Genomic DNA, 25,669 nt, shown 5'->3' with positions numbered 1-25,669 from the left:
TCATTCATCTTTTCCGATGATAGCTAGTTTCTTAGTCTTTTCAGCGATGTCTTCAGGATTCACACGAAGTCTTGCTACTCCCGTTTCCATAGCCGCAGTAGCTACAGCTGCAGCTACAGCAGGTGCTACACGCGGATCGAATGGTGCTGGAATTACATAATCCGCCGTCAATTCTACTGGGTTCACTAGATTTGCGATCGCATGTACCGCTGCAATCTTCATTTCCTCATTGATGTGTGTTGCACGAACATCAAGAGCACCGCGGAAAATACCAGGAAACGCTAACACGTTATTTACTTGGTTAGGAAAATCAGATCGGCCTGTTCCAATGACCATCGCACCTGCTTCACGCGCTTCATGTGGCATGATCTCAGGGTTCGGGTTAGCCATAGCAAAGATGATCGGTTCTGGATTCATGGACTCAACCATTGATTTTGTTAATGCACCTTCTACTGAAACACCGACGAAAACATCTGAGCCGCTGATTACATCAGCAAGTGTTCCTTCTTGTTTCGTACGGTTCGTAAAGTTTGCAACTTCTTTTTTCACAGAGTTCATTCCGAATGGACGACCTTCATAGATCGCACCTTTTGTGTCGCACATGATGATATCTTTCACACCAAAACGATCTAGCAATTTAATAATTGCGATTCCAGCTGCTCCAGCTCCGTTAACAACGACCTTAATCTTAGACATTTCACGTCCTGTTAATTTAAGAGCATTTACAAGTCCCGCTAGCGTAACAATAGCTGTACCATGCTGATCATCATGGAAGATTGGAATATTCGTTTCTTTCTTTAATCGCTCTTCGACTACGAAACAATTCGGTGCTGCAATATCTTCTAAGTTCACACCGCCGAATGTAGGTTCAAGCAATTTCACCGTTTCAACGATCTTGTCCACATCTGTCGTATTCAAGCAGATTGGGAACGCATCAACGCCAGCAAAACTCTTAAATAGTACTGCTTTTCCTTCCATTACAGGAAGTGCAGCTTCTGGCCCGATATTTCCGAGACCTAATACAGCTGTTCCATCAGAAACAACAGCTACTGTGTTACCCTTCATCGTATAGTCATAGACTTTCGTTTTGTCATCATAAATATCTTTACACGGCTCTGCCACACCTGGAGAATATGCTAAGCTTAAATCTTTCGCGTTACGTACAGGTACCTTTGATTTTGATTCTAATTTCCCTTGATGTGTGCGGTGCATGTGTAGTGCTTCTTCTCTTAATGTAGACATTTTTTCATCTCCTAATGATTTTAAATTTAAGGTTGATAAGCCAATTAGGAGGTGGTCAGACCACTAATATTGACTCATCCATTATAACAAAAGTTAACAAGCTGTAAAGGTTTTTAATTTCTTCTAAATACGACATTACCCTCACCAATAACAGATTGCAATTCTAACAACAAGTTTTCGGAAACATTTACTTTTTGTGAAATCTGGACCTTTTGTCTATTCTCTTCATAGATCAAAACAACAGATGTAGAACCTTTTGATTCGTCGAAAATGGTCTTCATCGCATTCAGATGCTGAGACGACTGATGGTCTTTATCTATTTTAATAAATAGGGTCGGCTGCTCATTTGACTTTAGATCTTCGAGCAGTCTGCATTTGTTCACAAGAATCTGCAGTGATTCGTTACGGTGCTCAACACTTCCTTCTATAAACAATTGTTGTCCTTTCTGAAGAAGAGAATGGTACGCTTCATAAACTTTCGGAAAAGCCACAGCCTCTATCTCACCACTTTCATCACTGATCGTCAGGAATGCCATGAGTTCTCCCTTTTTTGTTTTAATCGCTCGTACTTTGTCCACAAGAATACCTAGACGAACGGATGATTTTTTTTCTTTTAACTCATTGATGTTAACCGCTTTCCAGCTGATTAAGGTCGTTCGATATCTTTGCAGCGGATGTGAAGAAAAGAAAAAGCCTAAAGCTTCTTTTTCAAACTTAAGTTTTTCGCTTTCTTGAAAAGATTGAACGGAAACGTAAGAAGGTTTAGGTAAATTAATATCATCATCAAAAAGATACATCTGATTCTTTCGCGAGATTTCCTGAAACTCTTCACCATATTCAATCGCAGTTTCTAATGAAGCTAGCAACACTGCTCTATCTTGTCCCAATTCATCCATTGCTCCAGCAAAAATTAATGATTCGAGTGTACGTTTATTCACAACTTTCTGAGGACATCGTGAACAAATATCGAACAGATCATGAAACGGTTCTTTTTCATTTTCTTCCATCAGCATTCTAATCGCATTGTATCCAACATTTTTAATAGCTAATAACCCGAATGAAATATGAGATCCGTTTGAAATAAAAATTTCGCTGCCTTTTTTTATAGATGGTGGAAGAACAGGTATGCCTCTTTGCTCGGATTCTTTAATATACTGATTTACTTTATCATGATTGCCGATAACACTTGAAAGCAGGGCAGCCATAAAGTGGGCAGGATAGTTTGCTTTTAAGAATGCAAGCTGATAGGCGATGACACTGTATGCAACAGCATGGCTTCTCGGGAACCCGTAATCAGCAAAGCGTACGATCAAGTCATATAGCGCATCTGCAGATTTTTCATCATAGCCTTGCTTTAAACAACCTTCAACAAAGTGTTGTCGCTCCCGAAGAAGAATATCCCGTTTCTTCTTACCTACTGCTCTTCTCAGTAAATCTGCTTCTCCTAGTGTGAAACCAGCCGCTTTTGTTGCAATCTGCATGATCTGTTCTTGATAGACAATTACACCGTACGTGGATTTTAAGATCGGTTCAAGATCAGGATGCATGTAGTGTACGGTCTTCAGACGATGTTTACCCGCGATATAGTCAGGAATATTCTGCATCGGACCCGGCCGGTAGAGAGCATTTACCGCTACGATATCTTCAAACTCTGTCGGCTTAAGCTGCTGAAGAACTTTTCTCATCCCATCAGACTCAAGCTGAAACACACCTGTAGTATCTCCTTTCGCAAGAAGATCAAATGTTTTCACGTCGTCGAATGGTATATCATTTAGATCGATCTTCACATTTTCATTTTCTTCGATCGCCAATAAGATATTTTCAATAAGCGATAAATTCCGCAAGCCCAAAAAGTCCATCTTCAACAGTCCTGCAGCTTCAAGCCATTCCATACTATATTGTGTAAGAGGTATACCGTCATGCCCGGTTTGTAAGGGTACTTTTTGAACAAGTGGAGCTCCCGACAAGACTACACCTGCAGCATGAGTGGATGCGTGTCTCGGTAAACCTTCAAGTGTCATCGCGATCTCAACAAGCTTTCTCACATCCGGCTCTGTTTTGTACGCCTGTTGCAGGCTAGCTGACTCTTTCAATGCATTTTCCAACGTGATCCCAGGTCTTGAAGGAATATTCTTTGCGGTAAGATCGATGAGCGCAGGAGCAAAATCCATCACTCTGCCCGCATCCCTTATAGCAGCTCTTGCTGCTAGGGTACCAAATGTAATAATCTGTGCGACATAATCTGTACCATACTTACGCGCTACGTAGCTTAGTACTTCGTCCCGACGATTATCAGGAAAATCGATATCAATATCGGGCATCGTAACCCGCTCCGGATTTAAGAAACGCTCAAAGATCAACTGATGATGGATTGGGTCAACGTTCGTAATCTGAAGAACGTAAGCTACTAGTGATCCTGCTGCCGAACCCCTTCCTGGCCCTGTAATCATCTTTTCGTCGTGTGCAAATTTCATAAAATCCCAAACGATTAAGAAATAATCTTCAAAGTTCATATTCTTTATGATGTTAAGTTCATATGATAATCGTTCGTTTATTTCAGGTGTTACCGTTTCATAACGCTTCAAAAGTCCTTCATTACAAAGCTCAGTCAGATATTCATAGCTGTTTTTATTTTTTGGTACAGGATATTTGGGCAAAGCAATGCTACCCAGCTCAAGCTCGAGTGAACATCTTTCAGCCAGTTTAACCGTTTCATCTAATGCATCCTCTGCATGAGAAAATACACGTTTCATCTCTAATGGGGATTTAAAATAAAAGTCATCTGTCTGCAGTTTAAATCGATCACGATTGCTTTTCTTTTCGCCTTGTTTGATGCAAAGCAGGATATCATGTGCGTTTGCATCCTCTCTTCTCATATAATACGTTTCATGCATGCAGACAAGTGGAATGAGAGACTTCCTTGAAAGGTTTTGAAGTTGGAGATTAATTGTTTTTTCTATACCTGTATCATGATCTTCTAATCCAAGATAAAAACGATCTTTAAAGCACGTTTTATAAAAGTGAAGAAGCTTATCTAATCGTTGATCGTCAAGATTTTCACGAGTAAGAAATTGCTGAATCTCACCTTCCATACCTGAAGAAACAGCGATAAGGCCTGCTGCATGATTTGAAATTTCTTCATAAGAAAGAGATGACACTTCACCGTCCAGCTTTGTCTGCATAAGCGTTGTGAGTTTTAATAAATTTTCATAGCCTTCTATGTTCATCGCATACAAAAGAAGTTTATTGCCTGAACTTATCTTCTCTTTTGTATCCTCTTGATCACTTCCAACCTCTGCTTCCAATCCAATGATAGGTTTGATGCCAGCTTTTACACATGTAGTATAAAACTTTAAGGCACCATGCATGTTTGATTTATCTGTTAAGGCTAAAGACGTATACCCAAGCTCTTTTGCATACTGAACAAGCTCTTCGATCCGACAAGAGCTTTCAAGAAGCGAGTATTCACTATGTATATGCAGTGGGACAAACCCCATACCATCACTTCCTTTACGCACCTGTTTGCATTCCATTATAGTACAGAAGTTCGTATGTGTTAATGAAACAGTTTTCAACAGCGAGCGGTTATTCATTTTCTATCAAATAAGCATACACTCCACCTATTATCCATACATTGAGTAAGAGGGGAGGTTGTCTCATGGTGCGTGAATTTTTTGCGAATATCATATTAGATTTTGCTATAGCTTTCGGCGTATTGTTGGGTGGAGCGTTAATCGGCGGTCTTGCCGCTTTTCTTGTAGGAAAAGCACCTATATATGAAATGATGGAACTTGCAAAAAGACTTAAAATATGGGCAATCGTCGCTGCTATCGGTGGAACGTTTGATACGATCACGAATTTTGAGCGAAGCTTTGAAAACGGCGCTACTATAGAGATTTTCAAACAATTAACCTATATTTTTGTTGCCATTGCTGGTGCTAATTCTGCCATGCAATTGATTCAATGGCTCAGCCAGGAGAACATTAACTGATGAGGATCCCACCGCTATATCAACGAAAAGGCTACCAGCGTTTTTTTGCTGGGATAGCGATCGGGTTTATTATCGGCTGGGCATTTTTTTTAATACAAGGCGGCTTAGCTCATGAAAGGCTGATTGTAAAAATTGAAAAGCAACGAGTAAAAATTAATGATTTGGAAAAGAAGAACAAGATCTTAACCTCGGATGATGAAAAAGCAAATAAAGAACTCGCCAAGAAGTTTAAGCTTCATGAAGTGAATGCTAGGTTCTCAAACCAGGATTCTTCAAAGTTATCAAATTTAACAAGGCTGCACATAGCAAAAGCAGTTGAAGACGATCTAGAGCATCTAATAGGAGAAGATACAGAAACACTTGCTAAAAGCCATTCCTTACTTGTACAAGCTATTGAAAATAAAACATACCGACTTGATGACGACGAGCAAACTTATGAGGTGAAAATCGATCACTTGTATTTATACACAGGTGTTCTTCGAATCTATATATCAGCTAAAATCAGTGAATGATTATGCATAAATAATGGTCGAAATATTACGTTTTTATGAATCTTTGGGCAAAGAAATGGCAATCCCTCCTTCAATTGTATAAAATATGTGTAAAGAATAATTCTAGAGTGATTATTGGGGGGAAACTACATGATTATCAATCGAAAAGAACTTGCCCGTGAAAAGGTAAAGGAATTACAGAATGGCTTTTCTGCTTTTGCAGAAACGAAAGAAGTAGCAGACCTAATCAAGAGAGAGCTTGCAAAATTAAACTTAAAAGTGCATGAAGATGTAACAGATGTTGGCTCTTGGTTTATCCCTGAAAAAGCTAACTAAATCTATTTCATACTAAAGCATAAAAAGGCCCCCCGATGAGGCCTTTTTTATTTGGATTTATATTCTTTACAGAGGTTTCGAAGTTCAGTTAGTACAGACATCGTTTCGTCTTCTGTATATACGGTTGCTCCTGATGCTCTCGGATGTCCACCACCATTGAATTTAGTTGCGATCTTATTAACTACAGGACCCTTGGACCTTAATCTTACTCTGATCTGATCTGGTTCATCCACAAAAAACACCCACGCTAACAAGCCTTCAACATGTGAAAAAGAATTCACTAAAAGGGATGCTTCACCTGCTGACGTGCCGAACTTTTTCAACGTATCTTTTTTTAAGTGGATATACCCTACGCAATTATCAACAATTGAAAAGTTTTGAAGAACATAACCGTTCAACCTCACAAGTTTCTCAGAAATTTTATATAGATTTTCGTGAATTTCTGATGGCGAGAATCCTGTCTCTAATAACGCCGCTGTATAATGATGAGTCTTCTGAGTCGTATTTGAAAACAAAAAGCGACCAGTGTCCCCAATAATACCAGCATAGATAAGTCTTGCTGCATGTTCATCAAGCTTAAGTCCAGACGTTGCTCCGAAAAGATAAAGATCCATTATCATCTCAGATGTAGAACTTGCTTCAGTATCCACCCAGATTAAATCTCCATAAGGATCTTCGTTAGGATGATGATCAATTTTAATAATAAAATCTCCAAGTGAATAACGATGATCACTGATACGAGGTGAGTTTGCTGTATCGCAAATGATGACTAAAGCACCTTTGTAAACATCGTCTTCTATGACATCCATTGTGTTTAAGAAGGTAAGACCCGCTTCCTCTTCCCCTACAACATACACTTCTTTTTGAGGATAGCTCGCCCTAAGGATCGCTGAAAGCCCACCTTGTGATCCAAGCGCATCTGGGTCTGGTCTGACATGTCGATGAATAATTATTTTTTCATACTGTTCGATTACTTGTAAGATTTGTTCTTTCATAGCAGACTCCTTTTAGATGTCGTTGTGGCAATTATGGTTTTAAACGTTTACAATATAGTGGAGTAAATACGTGGGGGAATTTTCAATGCCTATTTTTATTATCCTAATTATACTTTCTTTTGCTCTATATGTGTTCTATAAAGTTTCTGAAGTACGTGCAAAAGAACCATTCTTAAAGCGCTGGACAGGCACAAAAGCAAAAATGGCACTCGGTTCATTCTTAGCTTCCTTCGGTCTGAACGAACTAACAGCAGTTGAAGGACGTGTACAGCTTTGGGTGGCACTAGTCTTTTTAATTTACGGAATCGTTCTTTTAATCATGAATTATAAAATGTACAAGCATTTCCTTACGCTTGCACGTGAAGAAGCACAGAAAAATTAAATACGTATGGATAAAAAGTCCCTGCAGGAGGGACTTTTTATTATGAACGATGATCAAGAAGCTGTGCCATCATCATTGCTTTTCCAACAATCTTTCCATCATGATGGATTTCCACATCTACTTTTCCAAATTTCCGACTCACTTCAAGCACTCTTGGGATCAGTTCGATATCACTATCAATCTGTACAGGCTTAATATAGTAAAACGTTACGTTCTCCACAACGAGGTCGCCTTTTTTAATTTTTCTGAGTGCTTTCCGTGCGGTTTCAGTCACGATGGTCATCAATACACCATATGAAACAGTACCTAGGTGGTTGGTCATCTGCGGTGTAATTCTACAGAAGTACGTAACCTCGTTATCCACCTTTTGTTCTTTTAACTCTGTAGTTATCAAATCATCAAAGGTCGCGCCCACTTGAGGCTGCTTTTGCATCATCTGCATCGCTTTTAATACATCTTGCCTTGTTAAGATTCCGATCAGTTTATGAGAAGTTCCGATAACAGGGAGCAGTTCGATCCCTTCCCAGATCATCATATGAGCGCAAGCTGCAACAGATGTTTTTTCCGTAACGGTTAAAGGTGCACGAGTCATTACTTTTTCAACCTGCATGGAAACAGGAACACCTATAATGTCTTTAGAAGTGACTACACCTGTTACGCGATTGCCTTGATCGACCACCGGATAACGACTATGCATCGTTTGTTGATTCAATTCGTGCCAACGCTGAACTTTATCATGTTGATAAAGATAATGCGTCTCATCTATTGGAATTAAAATATCAGAAGCTAAAACGATATCCTTCTTGATCAAACGGTCATGAATCGCTTTATTTATCATTGTCGCAACAGTAAAGGTATCATAGCTCGTAGAGATAACAGGAAGTTCAAGCTCGTCAGCGAGTCTTTTCACTTCTTCTTCTGTATCAAAGCCACCAGTAACTAAGATTGCACTCCCTGCTTTCAGTCCAAGTTCATGCGCGTTCACACGGTTACCGACGATCAACAAACTCCCCGCATCAACATAGCGCATCATCGCTTCAAGTTTCATAGCTCCGATTACAAATTTGTGCAGCGTTTTATGAAGACCAGCGCGCCCGCCTAGTACTTGTCCTTCAACAATATTTACTACTTCAGCAAACGTTAACTTTTCAATATTACTTTTTGCTTGTCTTTCGATACGTATCGTACCAACACGTTCGATCGTGCTTACGATCCCCTGGTTTTCAGCTTCTTTTATCGCTCGATAAGCTGTTCCTTCACTAACGGTCAGATCTTTTGCAATTTGCCGAACGGAGATTTTTGATCCGACATCAAGGTCCAAAATATGCTGTAGTATTTGTTCATGCTTGGTTAGCATTACATTCACCGTTCCTTCTACCTGTATCTATCTGTTTTATCACTTTGACTAATACAGATTATACAGGCATTAGAACAGAAACTCAACTTTCCATGTGTATCCTTTTTTTCATTTTTGAATCTGAAGCTATACTTTGCTTTTTAACAGCCCTTTTTGGAGCCGTATCCTTTTTAAACAATAAGCTGACCAAAAGCATACTGGCAAATCCTATCCAAGCTACTGAAAAAAGTTGTTGCAGAAGCGGGCCGTCAAACGATATAACAGGTATCGCTACATAGAAAAGCACCAACAACATTAATACTTTTGCCATTTTTTCTTGTCTCATAAAAAACACAACCTCCCTTACTATCATTGGTATGCATAGAAAGGGAGGTTAGAATCATTATACGCTTATACTTTCGCCGCTTTGGAGCACTTTTCCTTTGTTTCCAAGTTTAGATGTGAATGAGGTTTCTGGATCTTGTTCAATCACAGGAAACGTATTGTAATGGATTGGAACGGTCACCTTTGCACCGATCCACTCTGCGGCAATCAATGCATCCTCTGGGCCCATTGTGAAATTGTCACCAATAGGCAAGAAAGCAATATCTGGTTTTGCAAACTCTCCGATTAATTTCATATCTGAGAATAGAGCTGTATCTCCTGCATGATATAGCGTTTTTCCATCATGTGAGAATAAAATTCCCGCTGGCATTCCCGTATATACGACCGTGCCATCTTCTTGTGAATAACTTGATCCATGAAAGGCTTGAGTGAACTTCACTTTTCCAAAATCAAATGTTCGGCTTCCTCCGATATGCATAGGATGTGCCTCTACGCCGAGTGTTTGCATGTACTCAGCAAGTTCAAATGGCGCAACGACCAAGCTGTTATTCGCTTTTGCGATCTCAACTGTGTCTCCTACATGATCGTTATGACCGTGTGTTAAGAGAATCACATCAGCTTTTACGTCCTTAACATCGATCTTAGCTTGTCCATTTCCATTAATAAAAGGGTCGATCCAAATGGAATGTTGCTCTGTTTGAACTTCCAGTACGGAGTGTCCGTGAAAAGTCACTTTCATATTTACATGCTCCCTTCTCAAATAAACGCTGAAATATCTTACTTCCATTACATACCCTATTATAGAACAGAAAAAAAGTCCGATTCCAGAGAAAAGGAATTTTGGACTTTTTCGTTGTTATCTTTTAGTTAGATTTTAGAATAGATACGGCATCTTTATAATCTAGTTGATGCGCTTCAGCAACCGCCTTATACGTTACAAATCCATCTAAGGTATTAATACCTTTTAGTAGAGCTTCATTATCTAAACACGCTTTAACATAACCTTTGTTTGCGATTTGAAGAGCATACGGTACTGTAACGTTAGTCAGACCAATCGTCGAGGTTCTAGGGACAGCGCCTGGCATGTTAGCTACAGCATAGTGAAGAACACCATGCTTTTCATATGTTGGATTATCATGTGTAGTGATTCTATCAACCGTTTCAAAAATTCCACCTTGATCAATGGCAACATCTACGATTACAGCCCCTGGCTGCATGCCTTTAATCATCTCTTCGGTAACAAGTTTAGGTGCCCTTGCTCCAGGAATTAAGACAGCCCCAATAACTAATGCTGACTCTTGAACGGCGAGAGCTATATTTAACGGATTGGATATGAGCGTATTGATCTCAACACCAAAGATATCATCGAGCTGACGAAGACGTTCTGGGTTTAAATCGATGATTGTTACATCTGCTCCTAGACCCATAGCAATTTTAGCCGCATTCGTCCCGACTACTCCGCCTCCGATAACTGTTACTTTGCCGCGTCTTACACCAGGAATTCCACTAAGGAGGATACCTAGACCGCCCTTTGGCTTTTCTAAAAATTGTGCTCCTATTTGAGCAGCCATTCTTCCTGCTACTTCACTCATCGGTGTAAGCAAAGGTAGCGTTCCGTTTGGCAACTGAACCGTTTCGTACGCAATACCCACTACTTTATTATCTGTTAATGCTTTCGTTAGTTCCGGCTCTGGTGCAAGATGTAAATAGGTGAACAAAATTAAACCTTCACGGAAGAAGCAGTACTCCTCAGGAAGCGGCTCTTTTACTTTCATGACCATGTCCATCGACCAGGCTTGAGTTGGTGTTTCAACGATAACACCACCAGCACTTTCATATTCTTCATCTGTAAAACCTGATCCGATCCCAGCGCCTTTTTGAATAAAGACCTCATGACCTGATGCAACAAGGTTCAATACTCCTGCTGGTGTCATCGCTACACGATTTTCATTATTCTTTATCTCAGTCGGTATACCTATTTTCATGTTTCAACCTCCTTTATATCACATGGAAATTTTTTCATTATTCTATAGTTAACATACCACCAAAAATTCAAAATAAAAAGTTGAATTTTATTTGAATATGAACATAGTTAAGACAGCATTAAGATGCCCTAAATGGAAAAAGAACATTCTAGTTTTTAGTATCGAGAAAAATTCAAAAGCTGCTAATAATCAGAGCAATCTTTATTTAAGTACACAAAAAAGGATAGCTCGACTATACGAACTATCCTTTCTTCAGTTATGAGAGACTTTCTTCTTCATCTAACTTTGTTCTTTGCTGTCCTTGATCTACTTTATCAACGATTCCGCTTTGATAAGCTTCTGTTATCTGCTGATGAACAGTCATTTCACCTTCAGCATCATATTCAAGCTGTTGATTGGGACGTTTTTCATTCTCCATCATTCTTTCCTCCTTCACTTGCAAGACTTTAACCATAGTTTTAGTCTTCTGAGGAAAGTTCATTTGAGCTAATTATTGGAAACGGCCATTCTTGATTGTGCTGCATCAATCTGCTGGCGAACGGCTTCGAAGCCTGTTCCACCTTCAGAATTTCGTCTTTCTACAGCAGTTTTTGGAGATAGTGCATCAAACAAATCATTTTCAACGAGCGGACACCAGTCCTGATATTCATTTAAAGATACATCAAGAAGGTAGCAGCCTTTTTGAATACATTGAAGGACCATCTGCCCCACTAATTCATGTGCTTCTCGAAATGGAATTCCTTTTTTCGCTAGGTAATCAGCAAGTTCTGTAGCATTAGAAAAGTCTTGATGAACGGCTTTATTCATCTTATCAACATGAATCTTTACTTCATTCATCATGCCCGTCATGATACTTAAGCATCCTTTAACTGTTTTTACCGTATCAAAAACAGGCTCTTTGTCTTCTTGCATGTCTTTATTGTATGCAAGAGGCAATCCCTTCATTAAGGTAAGTAGGGAGATCAATGAACCATATACTCTCCCACTCTTCCCACGAATCAATTCAGCCATATCAGGGTTCTTTTTTTGCGGCATCATGGAGCTACCTGTAGTGAAGCTATCACTGATCTCGATGAACCCGAATTCTTCTGAAGACCAAAGGATCAGTTCTTCACAAAAACGAGACAGATGCATCATGATCATTGATGCGTTGCTGCAGCATTCAATCGCAAAATCTCGATCACTCACAGCATCCAAGCTATTGAGATATTTATCTCTGAATCCTAGTTCGTTCATTGTAATGTTGCGGTCGATATCAAATGTTGTTCCCGCTAAAGCCCCAGCTCCAAGAGGCAAAATATCACTACGCTTTAGACTATCTTGCAGTCTTCCTTTATCTCGATCAAGCATCCAGAAATATGCTAAAAGATGATGAGCAAATGAGACGGGCTGAGCACGCTGAAGATGTGTATACCCAGGGATGATCGTCTCTACATGTTCTTCTGCAAGATTCAACAGAGATTTTTGCAGTTCTTCTATATGATCAATGATCAATATCGTTTCTTCTTTAACATACAGATGGAAATCTGTTGCAACTTGATCATTTCGACTTCTTGCCGTATGAAGTTTGCCGCCATCAGGCCCAATTTTGTCTGTTAATAATTTTTCAAGGTTCAAATGAATGTCTTCATATTTAACTGAATACGTAAGCTCCCCTTCTTCAACATCTGATTGAAGAGAAAGCAAACCATTCTTTATATTTTCGTAAGCACTCTCATCAATAATCTTACACTGAAACAACATCTTAGCATGAGCAAGACTTCCTTTAATATCTTGACTAGCCAATTGCTGATCAAAAGAGATGGATGCTCCAAACTCATCTACCCATTCTTCAGGCTGTTTTGAGAAACGTCCTCCCCATAACTTTTTCACACTTTCACCTCATTTTTTTGAACCATGCTGCTTACTTTTGTAGGAAGTCCCCATAAAGATATAAAACCTTTCGCAGCTGTATGATCAAAAGCATCGTCTGATGTATATGTTGCTAATTTTTCATCATAAAGAGAATAAGGTGATTTTCTTCCTTCGACGATCGCATGTCCTTTAAAGAATTTAACACGTACCGTACCTGTTACATGTTTTTGTGTTTCGTCCAAAAAGGCTTTTAATGATGCATTTAGCGGTGAGAACCATAAACCTTCATAGATCAGTTCAGTCATCTTCTTTTCAATGATCGGTTTAAAGTGAGCGACTTCTTTAACTAATGTTAGATCTTCAAGCTCTTTATGTGCTTTGATAAGTGTTGTTGCCGCTGGGCATTCGTAAACTTCACGAGATTTAATTCCTACTAATCTATTTTCGACATGGTCGATTCGTCCAACACCATGAGCGCCTCCCCATTCGTTCAACTGATTTATCAGAACATCTAATGTAACATTCTGCCCGTTCAGTGAAACAGGTACACCTTGTTCAAATCCAATTTCGACAACCTGCGGCTCATCTGGCGTATGTTCGAGAGCAACAGTCATCTCATAAGCTTCTTCTGGCGGAGCAGCCCACGGATCTTCTAAGATTCCGCATTCATTGCTTCTTCCCCATAGATTTTGATCAATAGAGAACGGATTTTCTTTTTTGATCGGTACAGGAATATCATGATCTTTCGCATATTGAATCTCTTCTTCTCGCGACCAGCTCCACTCACGAACTGGTGCTAAAACCTCAAGATCAGGAGCTAGTGCAGCGACAGAAACTTCAAAACGGACTTGGTCGTTTCCTTTTCCGGTACATCCATGAGCAACTGCTGTAGCTCCATATTTCTTAGCTGTTTCTACTAACTTTTTCGCGATCAACGGTCTGCTTAATGCAGAGATGAGTGGATATTTCCCTTCATATAATGCATGTGATTGTAGAGCGACTAATGCATATTCATCAGCGTATTCCTTTTGAACATCAAGTACGATCGATTCTGATGCTCCGATTGATAACGCCTTTGATTGTATAAAAGGAAGGTCTTTTCCTTCCCCTACATCCAAGCATAATGCAATGACTTCGTATCCTTTATCCGCTAGCCACGGAATCGCAACAGATGTATCTAACCCTCCAGAATAAGCTAAAACTACCTTTTTCCCCATATGAAATCTCTCCTTTTGTTATAGACAAAAATGAATATTTATTTATTTTTATACATTTTTGTTTATAAAAATACCATTTATGATAGTTCATACTATAACAAAAACATCACAGGGATTGCAAGGTTATTCTTTAAAATGAATAAAAATAACATTTGATTTTTAACTACCATCAACACCCACCCTTTTGTACAATAGGATTAGAGGTGATTTCAGTTGCAGAATGACTTTGTTTGGGATGAAAGACTTGGAATCTTTGTTCCACATTTAAATAAAGCGTGGGAAAAGTACGATACATCCACTCAAGAAGCAATCATGTTGCATTGGGAAAGGATCAGAGGAAGAATTCCAGACCGAATCGGAGAGATCGAACGGAAAATTAACGAGTTACAAGATCAATTATCGACTGAAGAACATTTTGAGGTCTCTTGCGAATTGAACAACAAAATCGCGAGCCTCGCTTCTGTCATAAACGATCTTTGGTTATGGTATCGATTGAATCAGAGTATAACATCCAAAATACACGATTAATTAAGGGGGATGCATATATGGTTCCCCTGATTTATTAGAAGTCTTCACATAAAAATAAGGAGGATGCAAATGCATCCTCTTTATTTTGGGCTGTTTTCGTATACAATGTCACTCTTTGAATGTAGTTGATGTCTGCTCTTTAGAAAACAGCTTTATTTTTTTAGCTGTTGAACAACATGTGACAGCTCGGGGATGATCAATTTTTCCATGCCCAGTTTTACAGCACCTGACGAACCAGGGAGTGCAAATATCGCTGTTCTATCCTTAACTCCCGCTACTGCTCTGCTTAGCATCGCACCAGATCCAATATCTTCTGTATAACTTAACATGCGAAAAAGCTCACCAAAACCATTGATCTCTTTATCAAACAAATAGGATAACGATTCGATCGTTACATCTCTAGAAGCTATCCCTGTGCCTCCATTAAAAAGCACAACATCAATGTCTTCGTTCTGTATGCCGTATTCTGCAGCATCTCGTATAGACTTCATATCATCTTTTACAATTCTATATTCAGAAATCTTATGATGATTTTTCTCTAAAAAAGAATGTATCAATTTGCCGCTCTTATCTGTTTCTTCATTACGTGTATCACTAACGGTTACGATCATGCATCTAACAACTTCTGGAGCTAGAGCTTTATGTTCTTGAACACTCATGAATGCAACACCTGTTTCTTAATATTTTTCGTAAAGATATCTTTTTTGATAAAACTTGTGTGCAATTTCTGTAATCTTTCTCGACTGTTGATAGTTCATAATAGCACCCAATGCCATACCGAAAATCGGCAGACCTTGAGTGAGCTTCTTTCTGAGAAGGAGAATCGCCATCATCTTCACAGCTTGCTGTATCGGATGAGACATCCAGGACACATCTGCAATCACATCTTTTCCTGCATAAAAAATCGGATCTTCTTCCTCTCTGATCTCAACCATCAGTTCGTCCCACTTTTCCTGCTGAAAACGCTTTGGCATCGTGGCTGCATGATAGACTTTTAAGGAGCGCATCATTTCTGCAGGTCTTTGTATATCATATCCATAGTGCATCGCGATAGATTGCACAGAGCGAATTCCTAGAGCAACCATTGCAGGCAGGTCTGTACCTAAGAAGAGAAGTCCTCCTGTGCCTGCGAGTCCTCCTTGAGAGAATGACAACAGTCTGTTTCTTGCGATCTGCTGGTCTGCCATATAAGACAACTGATCGATCGAACACTTTTTCAGATCTTCAATTTCAAAGATATCGTCTCTAAAGACTCTAGCTTCAGACAACAGCCTTTGCTTCGTATCCAGTTGGAATTGTGAATTCTGAATAAGAGCATGAATATGAAACAGTGCAGAATCAACATACTCTCCTATCGTCTCTTGCATCTCGTCTGGAAGAAGGTCCATCTGCCTTGTTGCCCATTTTTCGTAAGTACGACCAAAATCCGTTGGTTCATATGTAAAAAAATCTTCTTCCCACGCATTAATGTCCTGCCAGATCTGTTCTTCACGCTCTGTTAGTGCCATACATATCCTCCTTTAAAACCTTTTAAATAGTGTAGTATAAATTACTCTTAAAGTAAAAAATCTGGAGTGATCAAACTCACAGAAAAGGATTTTTCCATTCCATCAATAAAGCATGGTTAGACGATTCTTCATCCTCTAAATAATCTGGGATAAGCATCAACGGATTTCTTCCACAGCGCATTAGAAACGAGATGACCGGATCATATAGCTCTCCACTGATCACTTTATCAGCATATTGTTGAGGAGAAAGAACATGGGAGTGCTGAGAAAATCCCGGCATCCTTCCGCCACCTAGCAATCGCTCCAATTTAAGGTGAATGACCGTTTCGTACAAAGCCTGCATAAGAAGCTTGCCTAAATTTAATTTCCGATAGGATGGCCGTATACAAATATCTACAACATAAAGAGTATTCCCATTTTGATCATGATTCGTAATATAGCCATTACTGGTTATCTCTTCCCACGTATGCTGTGGATGTTTTAAATCATATTCAACGAGCAAACTTGTTATGGATCCAGCAACAACACCATCGATCTCTACACATAGTGCGCCGTTTGAAAAGAGTGAGGTATGATTATGTAATTGTTCTTCGTTCCATAATAATTCTTTTGGAAACGGAGGGGGAAAGCTTTCTTTTTGAATGGCAAGGAGTTCAGCAAAATCTTTTTGTTCATAATTTCGAACGACAGCCTTTACATTTCGATTGTTCAAGTAAAGATATTGTTCCTTTATGTACATTTTCGGCCACCCTCTTTTATAAACTGATCGTTATTTATTTACTCATTAGATGGTTTACGCTAAACGACTCCATATTCCTCCTTACACTTGCATATCTAAGCATAAAAAAACAGCCTTTTCCGGGGGAAAAGACTGTCTCTATCACTACATCGCATAGCGCATTGTATCACGCGCGATCATTACTTCTTCATTTGTAGGAATGACGATAACTTTTACTGGTGAGTGAGGATAGCTGATGAATGCCTCTTTACCACGAACTTGGTTAAGAGCAGGATCCCAATATACTCCCATGAACTCTAAGCCGCGAAGTACGCGCTCACGTACAGCCGTACTGTTCTCACCGATACCAGCAGTAAAGATGATCGCGTCGATTCCAGCCATTCTCGCTGCATAAGATCCGATATATTTATGGATACGGCTAGCAAAAACTTCTAATGCAAGTTCAGCACGTTCGTTTCCTTTTTCTGCTTCACTTTCAATGTCGCGAAGGTCAGAGGAGAACCCAGAAACTCCAAGCATTCCACTCTTATTGTTCAATACATTAATTACTTCTTCAGCGCTTTGACCTGTTTTTTGCATGATATAAGGAATCAATGAAGGGTCAATGTTACCAGAACGAGTTCCCATTGTAACTCCTGCTAAAGGCGTGAACCCCATAGATGTGTCAATCGATTTTCCACCTTCGATCGCTGCAATACTTGCACCGTTACCTAAGTGGCAAGATAAAAGACGAAGTTGCTCAACCGGACGTCCAAGAAGCTCCGCAGCTCTCTCTGAAACATACTTATGACTTGTTCCATGGAATCCGTATTTACGAATACCGTATTCTTCATAATACTCGTATGGAAGGCTGTATAAGAATGATTTTTCAGGCATGGACTGATGGAAAGCCGTATCAAAAACTGCAACTGCTGGTACGTTAGGCAACACGTTCTTGAAAGCTTTGATTCCAACAACATTCGCTGGGTTGTGTAATGGCGCAAGATAAGAGATCTCTTCAATCTCATGTAAAATCTCATCTGTGATTAAAACAGAGTCGTTAAACTTTTCTCCACCATGCACAACACGATGACCGATTCCTTCGATCTCATCTAGAGAAGAAATGATATTATGTTTTACTAATTTATCTAAAAGCATTGATACTGCTTCTGAGTGATCTTGGATATCTTTAATTTCTTTTACTTTTTCACCGTTAACTTCGATTGTGAAAACTGAGTCATTTAATCCGATACGTTCTACAAGTCCTTTAGTCAGTACTTCTTCTTCAGGCATTTGAAGCAACTGAAATTTTAAGGACGAGCTTCCGGCGTTAATTGCAATAATTTTAGCCAAAATAGCCATCTCCTTCATATTCAATGAAATAGTAGGGTGTGAACTCACACTTCCATCTCACTTGAAACTATAATCCTTCCTTATTTAAACATTGACCCTTATTAATATCAAGGTTGTAAAACGCTTACACCTTATATTCATGCAATTCAGACTTGAATCCGTTTGCAATTCCATGAAAAAAACAGCATAGGATAGACCCACGCTGTTATTTTTCACGTTCCCACTCTGTTTTAAACCACTCATTAATCTGTTCCATAACATTTCCTAATCCACTCTTATTTGAGAAGGATGGAAGCTGAGCAAGCATCGCTTGTTTAGGCTTTATCGCACCTTCTCCATTCTTTTGAAGAATCAGGATACTTTTTGCATGTACGGAGGACTTGAATAATGATTCAGGTAGCTGAAGAAGACCAAGTACGGTTACTGTTTCCTTCATCCAACTTTTGAACAAGTCCGCTTGTTCACTTTCAAACAGGTTGTTCGGCACGATAAAAATCCCAATGCCAGTTTCTTTCAAGTGATGAACCGCTTGCTCGATGATTAAGTGATGTGCAAAAGTATGTCCTTCTTTTTCATGAACTTTAAAGGCTTTAGCGGCTTCGTCGTCTGGATAATATCCTACAGGCAAGTCGGCTACTACAACATCAACAGGATCAGCATAAAGCGGTTTGATCACATCTTGATGAAAAAGCTCTAACTTATGTTTTTGGATATTCGCATTGACCCAAGCTAATCGCAAAAGAGTTTCATCCACTTCTACTCCAAACGAAACACACTCTTTGTCTTTCAACTGGTTCATTACAGCTGTTAGCAAGTTCCCTGAACCAACTACAGGATCTAACAACGTAAGATTCTCGGATTGTTTCATGAATTTTTGAACAAGATATCCAGCAAATAATGCAACGGCATCCGGTGTCATCGCATGGTGTGGTTGTACAGCTTCTTTCATGCCTTTAAGTACAGCCAACTGGAAAGCCTTGCGCGTTTCTTCTTTACCGAATTCTGTAACGTTCACTTTTTTGTATTCATCTGTTAACACAGTTGTTAATTCTTTCGGGTATTCTTTTGGTATCTCCTGAAAGAACAGGTTTTCTCCTGATTCCACAAGAGCGTCTAAATAAGGCAGTTCAAGTTTATCCTTAATTGCCGTCGCTGTATTGTCGAGAACAACAAATAGCTTTTCTACATCTTTAAAAGAACTCATATATCGCTTCCTCCTAAGTTTTCACAGGAAACATTTTAGCAAACTACGTACAGGATATACAATCATTAACTTCTATTGCTTGTAAAATGAATGGATTATGCTGGGTTCTATCCCTTTTAAACAAAAAAATCTCCGGTATTTTAAACGCTATACCGGAGATGTCTGATTGCTTATTTCGCTGCTTTAGCTGCTTCGATCGCTGCTTCGTAATTCGGATGGCTCGTTACTTCGTCTACGTATTCTACATACGTAACTTTATCAGAGCTATCAATAACAAATACGGAACGTGCAAGAAGACGAAGTCCCTCGATCGCAACGCCGTATGCTTTACCGAATGAAAGATCACGGTGATCGGATAGCGTTTGAACATTTTCAATACCTGCTGCAGCACACCATCTCTTTTGTGCAAAAGGCAAGTCCACTGATACCGTTAATACTTTAACGTTATCCAGCTTAGATGCTTCTTCATTAAAACGACGCACTTCAGCATCACATACGCCCGTATCAACTGAAGGAACAGCAGCGATCAAACGTACACTCCCTTTTGAATCTGCAAGGCTCACTTCAGACATGTCGTTTGCCAGCACTTTAAAATCTGGAGCTTGGTCCCCTACTTTTACTTCATTTCCTAGTAATGTAACTGGTTTTTCTTTAAATGTTACAGCCATGATTATATTCCTCCTTTAAGGTATAAATTATGTACTTTCCCTTTCATCTTAAAGCAATGCAGAAAAAAAAGCTAACGAGATGTTAGCTTTTTTAAAACTCATGTGTTTGTGTATTTGATGAACCATTATTATGTTTGTTCTTGTTCATCATATGCTGTAGCTTATCAATCACACCAGGTGCTAGATCTAAGATTCTCTCATACAGATGCGTACTATTATCTAAGTGGATCGTCTTGATCCCTGTATTGCTTACTACTAAGAATGCAATCGGAGTAATAGAAACTCCTCCTCCACTCCCTCCACCAAAAGGCATCTCTTTTGATTGACTAGATGAACCTTGCTGTGTGGAAGAATTACGGGATTCTTCCTGTCCACCGAACTCACTTCCACCTGCTGCAAATCCAAATCCTACTTTTGATACAGTAAGAATGACACTGCCATCTGGTGTCTCTACAGGATCACCAATAATCGTATTTACATCGATCATTTCTTTTAAGTTTTCCATCGCGGTTTTCATTAAACCCTGGATCGGATGTTCACTCATTTTTACATGCCTCCAGTCATATATTCAGAATTCACCTTAGCCGAACGACTTACTATTCGCCAGGACTTTAAGATTTTCAACATAACGACAATAGCATGCCCGATTTTAAATGAAATCATACAAGAAAAGCGCGTTTCACTATGCATCCCCTGAAAAACAGGAACAACAGATACATTCGGAGATTCTTCAAGTTTAAAAAACGTATTGAGCACTTGTATCGCTATTCCTTTAAAACCCCATACTGCTCCTGCTGCAATCGCAGACGAAGAAGCTTCTCCGAGTCCGATTGCACTGTGCCATTCTACTTTTTTCATCTTCATTTTCTTCAAAAATGCAGCGAGTATTTGATAAAAGTGGTTTATATGCTTTAGCATCTTTTTAAATGATTGATATTGATTTTTTAGTTGTAAGAACGTAATCTTCTTCTTTTCTTTTTTCTGTCCGAGCGTCGTTTCTTTTTCTTCTCTTATCTTTACAGAGTGATCTTGAGCATCTACCATGATTAGAGGTACATTCAATTTATATTTTAAAAAATGATACATTTTAAAATTGACCTGAATGTTACTATTATCATTTCGATGAACGAAATAAATGGAGATGTGGATCGTTGAAAGACTTATCACGATTAATAAAAATAGTAAGATACCTATTATGATTGTAAACCAAACCATACATGCTCTCCCCTTCTGTTATCTTTTCATTATAGGCAGAGCGCATTCAATCTAAACCTTAAGAAGTCTGTCTGTTACAATAGAATTAGGAATTTGATCTCATCACTCAGAACAAAATAGTGAAGCAGAGAAATTAAGGGAGGAAAAGCAATTATGGCTGTTCGTAATAAAATTTTCTTTTTTTACAAAAAAGAAGAACGCACTTTAGAAAAGATCAACCAATTACTATCATTAGCCATAACAGAGGGATTCGAAGTAGTTGAAGATGAGAAGGAAGCAAACATCATAGCTAGCATCGGTGGTGATGGCACCTTCTTACAAGCAGTCCGTAAAACTGGTTTCAGAGATGATTGTCTTTATGTAGGTGTGAGTACACTCGAGAATGAATTTTATTGCGATTTTCATATCGATGATCAAGCGGGTATGATTGAAGCGATGAAAAACGAACAAGTTGAAGTTAGAAAATACCCTGCTCTATCTGTAACCATTGATGGACAAGGATCGTTCTTCTGCTTAAACGAATGTTCTCTTCGTTCTTCCATTATTCGAACTCTTGAGATTGACGTCTTCATCGATGATCTATATTTTGAAACCTTCCGTGGGGATGGAATGATTATTTCGACACCTACTGGTAGTACAGCTTATAACAAGTCGGTGAACGGTGCGGTCGTCGATCCAATGCTTGCATGCTATCAAATCAGTGAACTCGCTTCGTTAAATAACAATCACTACCGTACTTTAGGTTCGTCGTTTATCCTAAGTGATAACCGTAAGATGACATTAAAGATCAAGCATGATAACAGCCATTATCCGATTATCGGTATGGACAATGAGGCGATGAGTATTAAACATTGTGAGACATTGAATTTTGAGCTCACAACTAAAAGAATCAAGACTGTAAAATTAAAAGACAATTCATTTTGGCATAAAGTAAAAAGAAGCTTTTTGTAGAAGATAAACAACCAAATAAAACAGCTTGCATCATCTGCAAGCTGTTTTTTTGTTCATGATTCGCGTTCTACTAACCCTTGTTCTCATAGACAATATCACCATCTACAATTGTAAGTACAACCTTAGATTTTAAGATCTCATCTTCTGAAACTTCAAATAGATCTTGATCTAATACAGTAAAGTCAGCCAAATATCCTTCTTTAATGACCCCTTTAATATCTTCTTGCATGATGGCAGAAGCACTTCCGATTGTATATAAAGATATTGCTTCAAACATCGTTAATTTTTGCTCTGGCACGTAACCTTCATGACTCTCCCCTGGTTTTCTTCGTGTTACTGCAGCAAATATTCCAAGGAGCGGATCCACCGGTTCAATAGGAGCATCAGAGCCACCTGCACAAATTAGTTTTTCATCGATCAATCTTCTGAAAGGAAAAGCATTTGGAATTCGATCCGTACCGAGTCGTTCGATCAACCATGGAAAGTCTGATGCTACAAATCCTGGTTGAATATCTAGTATGACTGGTAGTTGTTTCATTTCTGCAATTAAATTATCATCTACAAGCCCAACATGAATTAGGCGATCTCTGCCTTCCTTTGCAGGGTTATTTTTTATCGCTTCAATCGTTTGTTTCAATGCCATATCACCAATCGTATGTACAGCAACATTCATATGATACTCTCTCGCTTTTTGAACAAGTTTAGCTAGATCAATATCTGCATGGATCGATACACCTGAGGTTTCAGGTGCATCATTATAAGGCTGAGATAGCCAAGCGGTCCGGCCTCCAAAAGCTCCATCTGCAAATATTTTCAATGCTCCATACTCTACGAAAGGCAACTCATATTCCTTTTTTACATTCTTGAAGTCTTCAAAGGCTTCATGATGTACCAATAGATGAGCTCGAAACTTAATCTCTTCTCCATCAATGACAGTTCGATAAGCACTCAACGGCCTTTCTATATACCCATAATAGCTTAAGTCTTCCGAATGACCTCCTGTTAATCCTAATGAAAGTAAATGTTTGATAGAGGTTTTTAAGGCCGTATTCAAATAGTTCTGTGAAGCTTCTGGCACAGCTTTCTTTACAAGTTCTGCAGCACTATCATGTAACAGCCCTGTTGCTTCTCCATTATTATCTCTTACGATAATTCCACCAGGAGGATCGATCGTATCCTTAGTGATACCTGCCAATACTAATGCTTTTGTGTTCGCTAAAAATGCATGCCGACACACTCTGGATAGAAGAACAGGACGTCCTCCTGAAATATCATCAAGTTCTTGCCTATGAAAAATCTTACGGTCGATAAAATTGTTCTCGTTCCAACCTTCTCCAATCAACCATTCATCGGATGTAAGTGTAGTTGCTTTTTCTCTCAGAGCACGTTCCATCTCTTCAGCAGAAGTCATTTCTGAGAGATCGAGTTTTATCAACTTTTCACCATGACCGATCAAGTGTAGATGACTGTCCACAAATCCCGGATACATGAAGTTCTCATTTAGATCAACCCTTTTCGTAATACGCTCTCTAAATGTATTACTTAGATGTTTTTCCGTTCCTGTTTTAATGATATGACCGTTCTCCACGTAAACAGCTTCGATATGTTCACCTTCGTTTGCCATCGTGTAGATTTTTCCGTTATAAAAGAGAGTCCCCAATTTATTTGACCACCTTTATTCATCTTCTTTTAAAAGTAGTATAACTTAAAAACCAAGCAAAAAAGCAGATAAGTTATCTGCTTTTTCCTTAAAAATCATCTTGATTTTGATGCTTCTAGCTGACGAAGCTCGATACGTCTGATCTTTCCTGAAGTTGTCTTTGGAAGATCATCAACATATTCTATGGATCTTGGGTATTTATATGGAGCTGTAAGTTCTTTTACATGTTCTTGAAGTTCTTTTGTTAAGGCATCGTTACTTGCAGTATGATCTCGTAAAACAACAAACGCTTTAACAATATGACCACGTATTTCATCTGGACTTGCCACTACTGCACATTCTTTAACAGCTGGGTGCTTTACAAGTGCATCCTCTACTTCAAAAGGTCCGATCGTATACCCTGAGGAGATGATAATATCGTCGCCTCTGCCTTCGAACCATAAATAGCCTTCAGCATCTTTCTTCGCTTTATCACCCGTCACATAATAATCACCACGGAAAGCCATCATCGTCCGATCTCGATCTTTATAATATTCTTTAAACAGAGCAGGACAATTTTTATGAACGGCAATATCACCAACTTCTCCAGCAGCAACAGGTTTTCCGTTTTCATCAATGACATCAACATCATTTCCAGGCGTCGGCTTACCCATTGAACCTGGCTTGATCTCCATGCCCTCCAACGTACCGACTAATAATGTATTCTCTGTCTGTCCATACCCATCACGGACTTTGATATGGAAATATTTTTCAAACGTATCGATCACTTCTCGGTTCAGTGGTTCTCCTGCTGATACAGCACTTCTTAAATGCGGTAATTTGTATTGATCTAAATTGTCTACTTTAGCCATCAAACGATACTCTGTTGGTGTACAGCATAACACCGAGATCTGTTGGTCTTGCAAAAGTGTTAAATATTTTTTCGGATCGAACTTACCTTGATAGACAAAACCCGTAGAACCAGTACCTAGAGTGGATAAAAAAGGACTCCAAATCCATTTTTGCCAACCCGGTCCCGCTGTTGCCCATACTTTGTCATTTTCTGAAATGTTCAACCAGCTTTTTGCTGCCGTTCGAATATGCGCATACGCCCATCCGTGTGTATGAACGACACCTTTAGGCTGTCCTGTTGTGCCAGATGTGTAGGATAAAAAAGCCATATCATCCTTCGCCGTTTCAGGCGCTTTATAGGAAACGCTTACATTATTCGTTATTGCTTGTAAGCTTAACCAGTTATCTGTTTCCCCGTTCGCACTAATTTTATATGTAAGTGTAGGCAAGTGGTCTTTGATCTCATTAACTTGCTCTGTAAATCGGTAATCCGCAATGATCGCTTTAGCTTCACTATGCTGGACACGGTAGCTCAGGTCCTTAGCTCTTAACATTTCTGAGCATGGAATAACAGAAATTCCAGCTTTCAAACAAGCGATATAGACCGCATACGTTTCAATCAGTCGTGGCATGATGATCAGAACTCTATCACCTTTAGTCAGTCCAAGTTCTTCTAAAGAATTTGCAATTTGATTCGCTCTGTCTAGGAGCTTCTTATATGTAATCTCCTCTGTAATACCTTGTTCATCCATCCAGATTAAAGCTTTTTTTTCAGGGTTTAAAGCATACTTTTCCATTTCTTCTGTTAAATTATAAATGTTTGGAGCAATCAAGTTCATTTACTTCACCCTTTCAATTC

Annotated in this window: 26 protein-coding genes; 6 read left to right on the top strand and 20 right to left on the bottom strand. The window is 39.1% G+C overall.

What is annotated here, in order from left to right:
• Positions 1-1,242: an NAD(P)-dependent malic enzyme gene (locus tag IHV11_RS03150; protein ID WP_066396784.1), complete on the bottom strand. Its 1,242-nt coding sequence runs from the start codon at positions 1,240-1,242 to the stop codon at positions 1-3.
• 113 nt (positions 1,243-1,355) lie between these two features.
• Positions 1,356-4,739: a DNA polymerase III subunit alpha gene (gene dnaE / locus IHV11_RS03145; protein ID WP_197193669.1), complete on the bottom strand. Its 3,384-nt coding sequence runs from the start codon at positions 4,737-4,739 to the stop codon at positions 1,356-1,358.
• Positions 4,740-4,900: 161 nt separating this feature from the next.
• Between dnaE and IHV11_RS03140 the strand changes: the two genes are divergently transcribed.
• The 3 genes from IHV11_RS03140 to IHV11_RS03130 all read left to right on the top strand — a co-directional run bounded on the left by IHV11_RS03140 (position 4,901) and on the right by IHV11_RS03130 (position 6,060).
• Entirely contained in the window at positions 4,901-5,233 is a 333-nt protein-coding gene (locus IHV11_RS03140; protein WP_197131579.1) for a YtrH family sporulation protein, read from the top strand.
• Positions 5,233-5,745 carry a sporulation membrane protein YtrI gene (ytrI, locus tag IHV11_RS03135; RefSeq protein WP_197131582.1) on the top strand — a complete coding sequence of 171 codons (513 nt, stop codon included), beginning with the start codon at positions 5,233-5,235 and terminating at the stop codon, positions 5,743-5,745. The genes IHV11_RS03140 and ytrI overlap by 1 nt, the downstream gene beginning before the upstream one ends.
• Positions 5,746-5,874: 129 nt before the next feature.
• Positions 5,875-6,060: a hypothetical protein gene (locus IHV11_RS03130; RefSeq protein ID WP_066396796.1), complete on the top strand. Its 186-nt coding sequence runs from the start codon at positions 5,875-5,877 to the stop codon at positions 6,058-6,060.
• 47 nt (positions 6,061-6,107) lie between these two features.
• On the opposite strand, the gene IHV11_RS03125 is transcribed toward IHV11_RS03130, so the two are convergent.
• The gene (locus tag IHV11_RS03125) at positions 6,108-7,055 is read right to left on the bottom strand and encodes a DHH family phosphoesterase (RefSeq protein WP_197193668.1); all 948 of its coding nucleotides are present in this window, start codon (positions 7,053-7,055) and stop codon (positions 6,108-6,110) included.
• Between the two features lie 85 nt (positions 7,056-7,140).
• Here IHV11_RS03125 and IHV11_RS03120 point away from each other — a divergent pair, with 85 nt between their 5' ends.
• Positions 7,141-7,437, top strand: coding sequence for a YtpI family protein (locus tag IHV11_RS03120; RefSeq protein ID WP_197131588.1), 297 nt, complete (start codon positions 7,141-7,143; stop codon positions 7,435-7,437).
• Between the two features lie 40 nt (positions 7,438-7,477).
• Here IHV11_RS03120 and IHV11_RS03115 read toward each other — a convergent pair whose 3' ends face one another.
• The 7 genes from IHV11_RS03115 to IHV11_RS03085 form a co-directional block, all read right to left on the bottom strand.
• Positions 7,478-8,794, bottom strand: a complete 1,317-nt coding sequence (locus IHV11_RS03115) for a DRTGG domain-containing protein (protein ID WP_197132136.1) — start codon at positions 8,792-8,794, stop codon at positions 7,478-7,480.
• Between the two features lie 82 nt (positions 8,795-8,876).
• Positions 8,877-9,119 carry a hypothetical protein gene (locus tag IHV11_RS03110; RefSeq protein WP_197193667.1) on the bottom strand — a complete coding sequence of 81 codons (243 nt, stop codon included), beginning with the start codon at positions 9,117-9,119 and terminating at the stop codon, positions 8,877-8,879.
• 57 nt (positions 9,120-9,176) lie between these two features.
• Positions 9,177-9,857, bottom strand: a complete 681-nt coding sequence (locus IHV11_RS03105; protein ID WP_197193666.1) for a metal-dependent hydrolase — start codon at positions 9,855-9,857, stop codon at positions 9,177-9,179.
• A gap of 124 nt (positions 9,858-9,981) precedes the next feature.
• Entirely contained in the window at positions 9,982-11,103 is a 1,122-nt protein-coding gene (gene ald / locus IHV11_RS03100) for an alanine dehydrogenase (protein WP_197189570.1), read from the bottom strand.
• A gap of 256 nt (positions 11,104-11,359) precedes the next feature.
• Positions 11,360-11,524 (bottom strand): hypothetical protein, encoded by a 165-nt coding sequence (locus IHV11_RS03095; RefSeq protein ID WP_197131600.1) that lies wholly within the window; start codon positions 11,522-11,524, stop codon positions 11,360-11,362.
• Positions 11,525-11,589: 65 nt separating this feature from the next.
• Positions 11,590-12,975: an argininosuccinate lyase gene (gene argH / locus IHV11_RS03090; protein ID WP_197193665.1), complete on the bottom strand. Its 1,386-nt coding sequence runs from the start codon at positions 12,973-12,975 to the stop codon at positions 11,590-11,592.
• The gene (locus IHV11_RS03085) at positions 12,972-14,174 is read right to left on the bottom strand and encodes an argininosuccinate synthase (protein ID WP_197193664.1); all 1,203 of its coding nucleotides are present in this window, start codon (positions 14,172-14,174) and stop codon (positions 12,972-12,974) included. Before IHV11_RS03085 ends, argH begins: the two co-directional genes overlap by 4 nt.
• A 213-nt stretch (positions 14,175-14,387) precedes the next feature.
• Here IHV11_RS03085 and IHV11_RS03080 point away from each other — a divergent pair, with 213 nt between their 5' ends.
• Entirely contained in the window at positions 14,388-14,702 is a 315-nt protein-coding gene (locus IHV11_RS03080; RefSeq protein ID WP_197131608.1) for a hypothetical protein, read from the top strand.
• A gap of 152 nt (positions 14,703-14,854) precedes the next feature.
• Here the strand turns inward: IHV11_RS03080 and IHV11_RS03075 are convergent, their stop codons facing one another.
• From IHV11_RS03075 to IHV11_RS03040, 8 genes are all read right to left on the bottom strand, one after another.
• Positions 14,855-15,361 carry a MogA/MoaB family molybdenum cofactor biosynthesis protein gene (locus IHV11_RS03075; RefSeq protein WP_197131611.1) on the bottom strand — a complete coding sequence of 169 codons (507 nt, stop codon included), beginning with the start codon at positions 15,359-15,361 and terminating at the stop codon, positions 14,855-14,857.
• An 18-nt stretch (positions 15,362-15,379) separates the two neighbouring features.
• A complete protein-coding gene (locus IHV11_RS03070) occupies positions 15,380-16,210 on the bottom strand; it encodes an EcsC family protein (protein ID WP_197189572.1) in 831 nt (276 codons plus the stop codon).
• Between the two features lie 76 nt (positions 16,211-16,286).
• Entirely contained in the window at positions 16,287-16,949 is a 663-nt protein-coding gene (locus tag IHV11_RS03065; RefSeq protein ID WP_197193663.1) for a GNAT family N-acetyltransferase, read from the bottom strand.
• 144 nt (positions 16,950-17,093) lie between these two features.
• Complete coding sequence (locus tag IHV11_RS03060) at positions 17,094-18,281, bottom strand: acetate kinase (RefSeq protein ID WP_137788653.1); 1,188 nt, start codon at positions 18,279-18,281, stop codon at positions 17,094-17,096.
• 205 nt (positions 18,282-18,486) lie between these two features.
• Positions 18,487-19,485, bottom strand: a complete 999-nt coding sequence (locus IHV11_RS03055) for a class I SAM-dependent methyltransferase (protein WP_197193662.1) — start codon at positions 19,483-19,485, stop codon at positions 18,487-18,489.
• A 170-nt stretch (positions 19,486-19,655) separates the two neighbouring features.
• Positions 19,656-20,156 carry a thiol peroxidase gene (gene tpx / locus IHV11_RS03050; RefSeq protein ID WP_191752649.1) on the bottom strand — a complete coding sequence of 167 codons (501 nt, stop codon included), beginning with the start codon at positions 20,154-20,156 and terminating at the stop codon, positions 19,656-19,658.
• Between the two features lie 88 nt (positions 20,157-20,244).
• Positions 20,245-20,697, bottom strand: a complete 453-nt coding sequence (gene ytfJ, locus IHV11_RS03045) for a GerW family sporulation protein (protein ID WP_197193661.1) — start codon at positions 20,695-20,697, stop codon at positions 20,245-20,247.
• Between the two features lie 2 nt (positions 20,698-20,699).
• Positions 20,700-21,368, bottom strand: coding sequence for a DUF2953 domain-containing protein (locus tag IHV11_RS03040; RefSeq protein WP_197193660.1), 669 nt, complete (start codon positions 21,366-21,368; stop codon positions 20,700-20,702).
• A 153-nt stretch (positions 21,369-21,521) separates the two neighbouring features.
• Here IHV11_RS03040 and IHV11_RS03035 point away from each other — a divergent pair, with 153 nt between their 5' ends.
• Positions 21,522-22,319, top strand: coding sequence for an NAD kinase (locus IHV11_RS03035; protein ID WP_197193659.1), 798 nt, complete (start codon positions 21,522-21,524; stop codon positions 22,317-22,319).
• Positions 22,320-22,389: 70 nt separating this feature from the next.
• On the opposite strand, the gene IHV11_RS03030 is transcribed toward IHV11_RS03035, so the two are convergent.
• Positions 22,390-23,979: an amidohydrolase gene (locus IHV11_RS03030; RefSeq protein ID WP_197193658.1), complete on the bottom strand. Its 1,590-nt coding sequence runs from the start codon at positions 23,977-23,979 to the stop codon at positions 22,390-22,392.
• Between the two features lie 95 nt (positions 23,980-24,074).
• Positions 24,075-25,649 (bottom strand): acyl-CoA synthetase MbcS, encoded by a 1,575-nt coding sequence (mbcS, locus tag IHV11_RS03025; protein WP_197193657.1) that lies wholly within the window; start codon positions 25,647-25,649, stop codon positions 24,075-24,077.
• Positions 25,650-25,669: the final 20 nt, after the last annotated feature.

Origin of the sequence: Fictibacillus sp. 26RED30, from assembly GCF_015903845.1 — a bacterium.
GTDB classification, from domain to species: domain Bacteria; phylum Bacillota; class Bacilli; order Bacillales; family Fictibacillaceae; genus Fictibacillus; species Fictibacillus phosphorivorans.
Note: the sequence above shows the minus strand (reverse complement) of the source record. Positions and strands in the feature narration are given on the sequence as shown.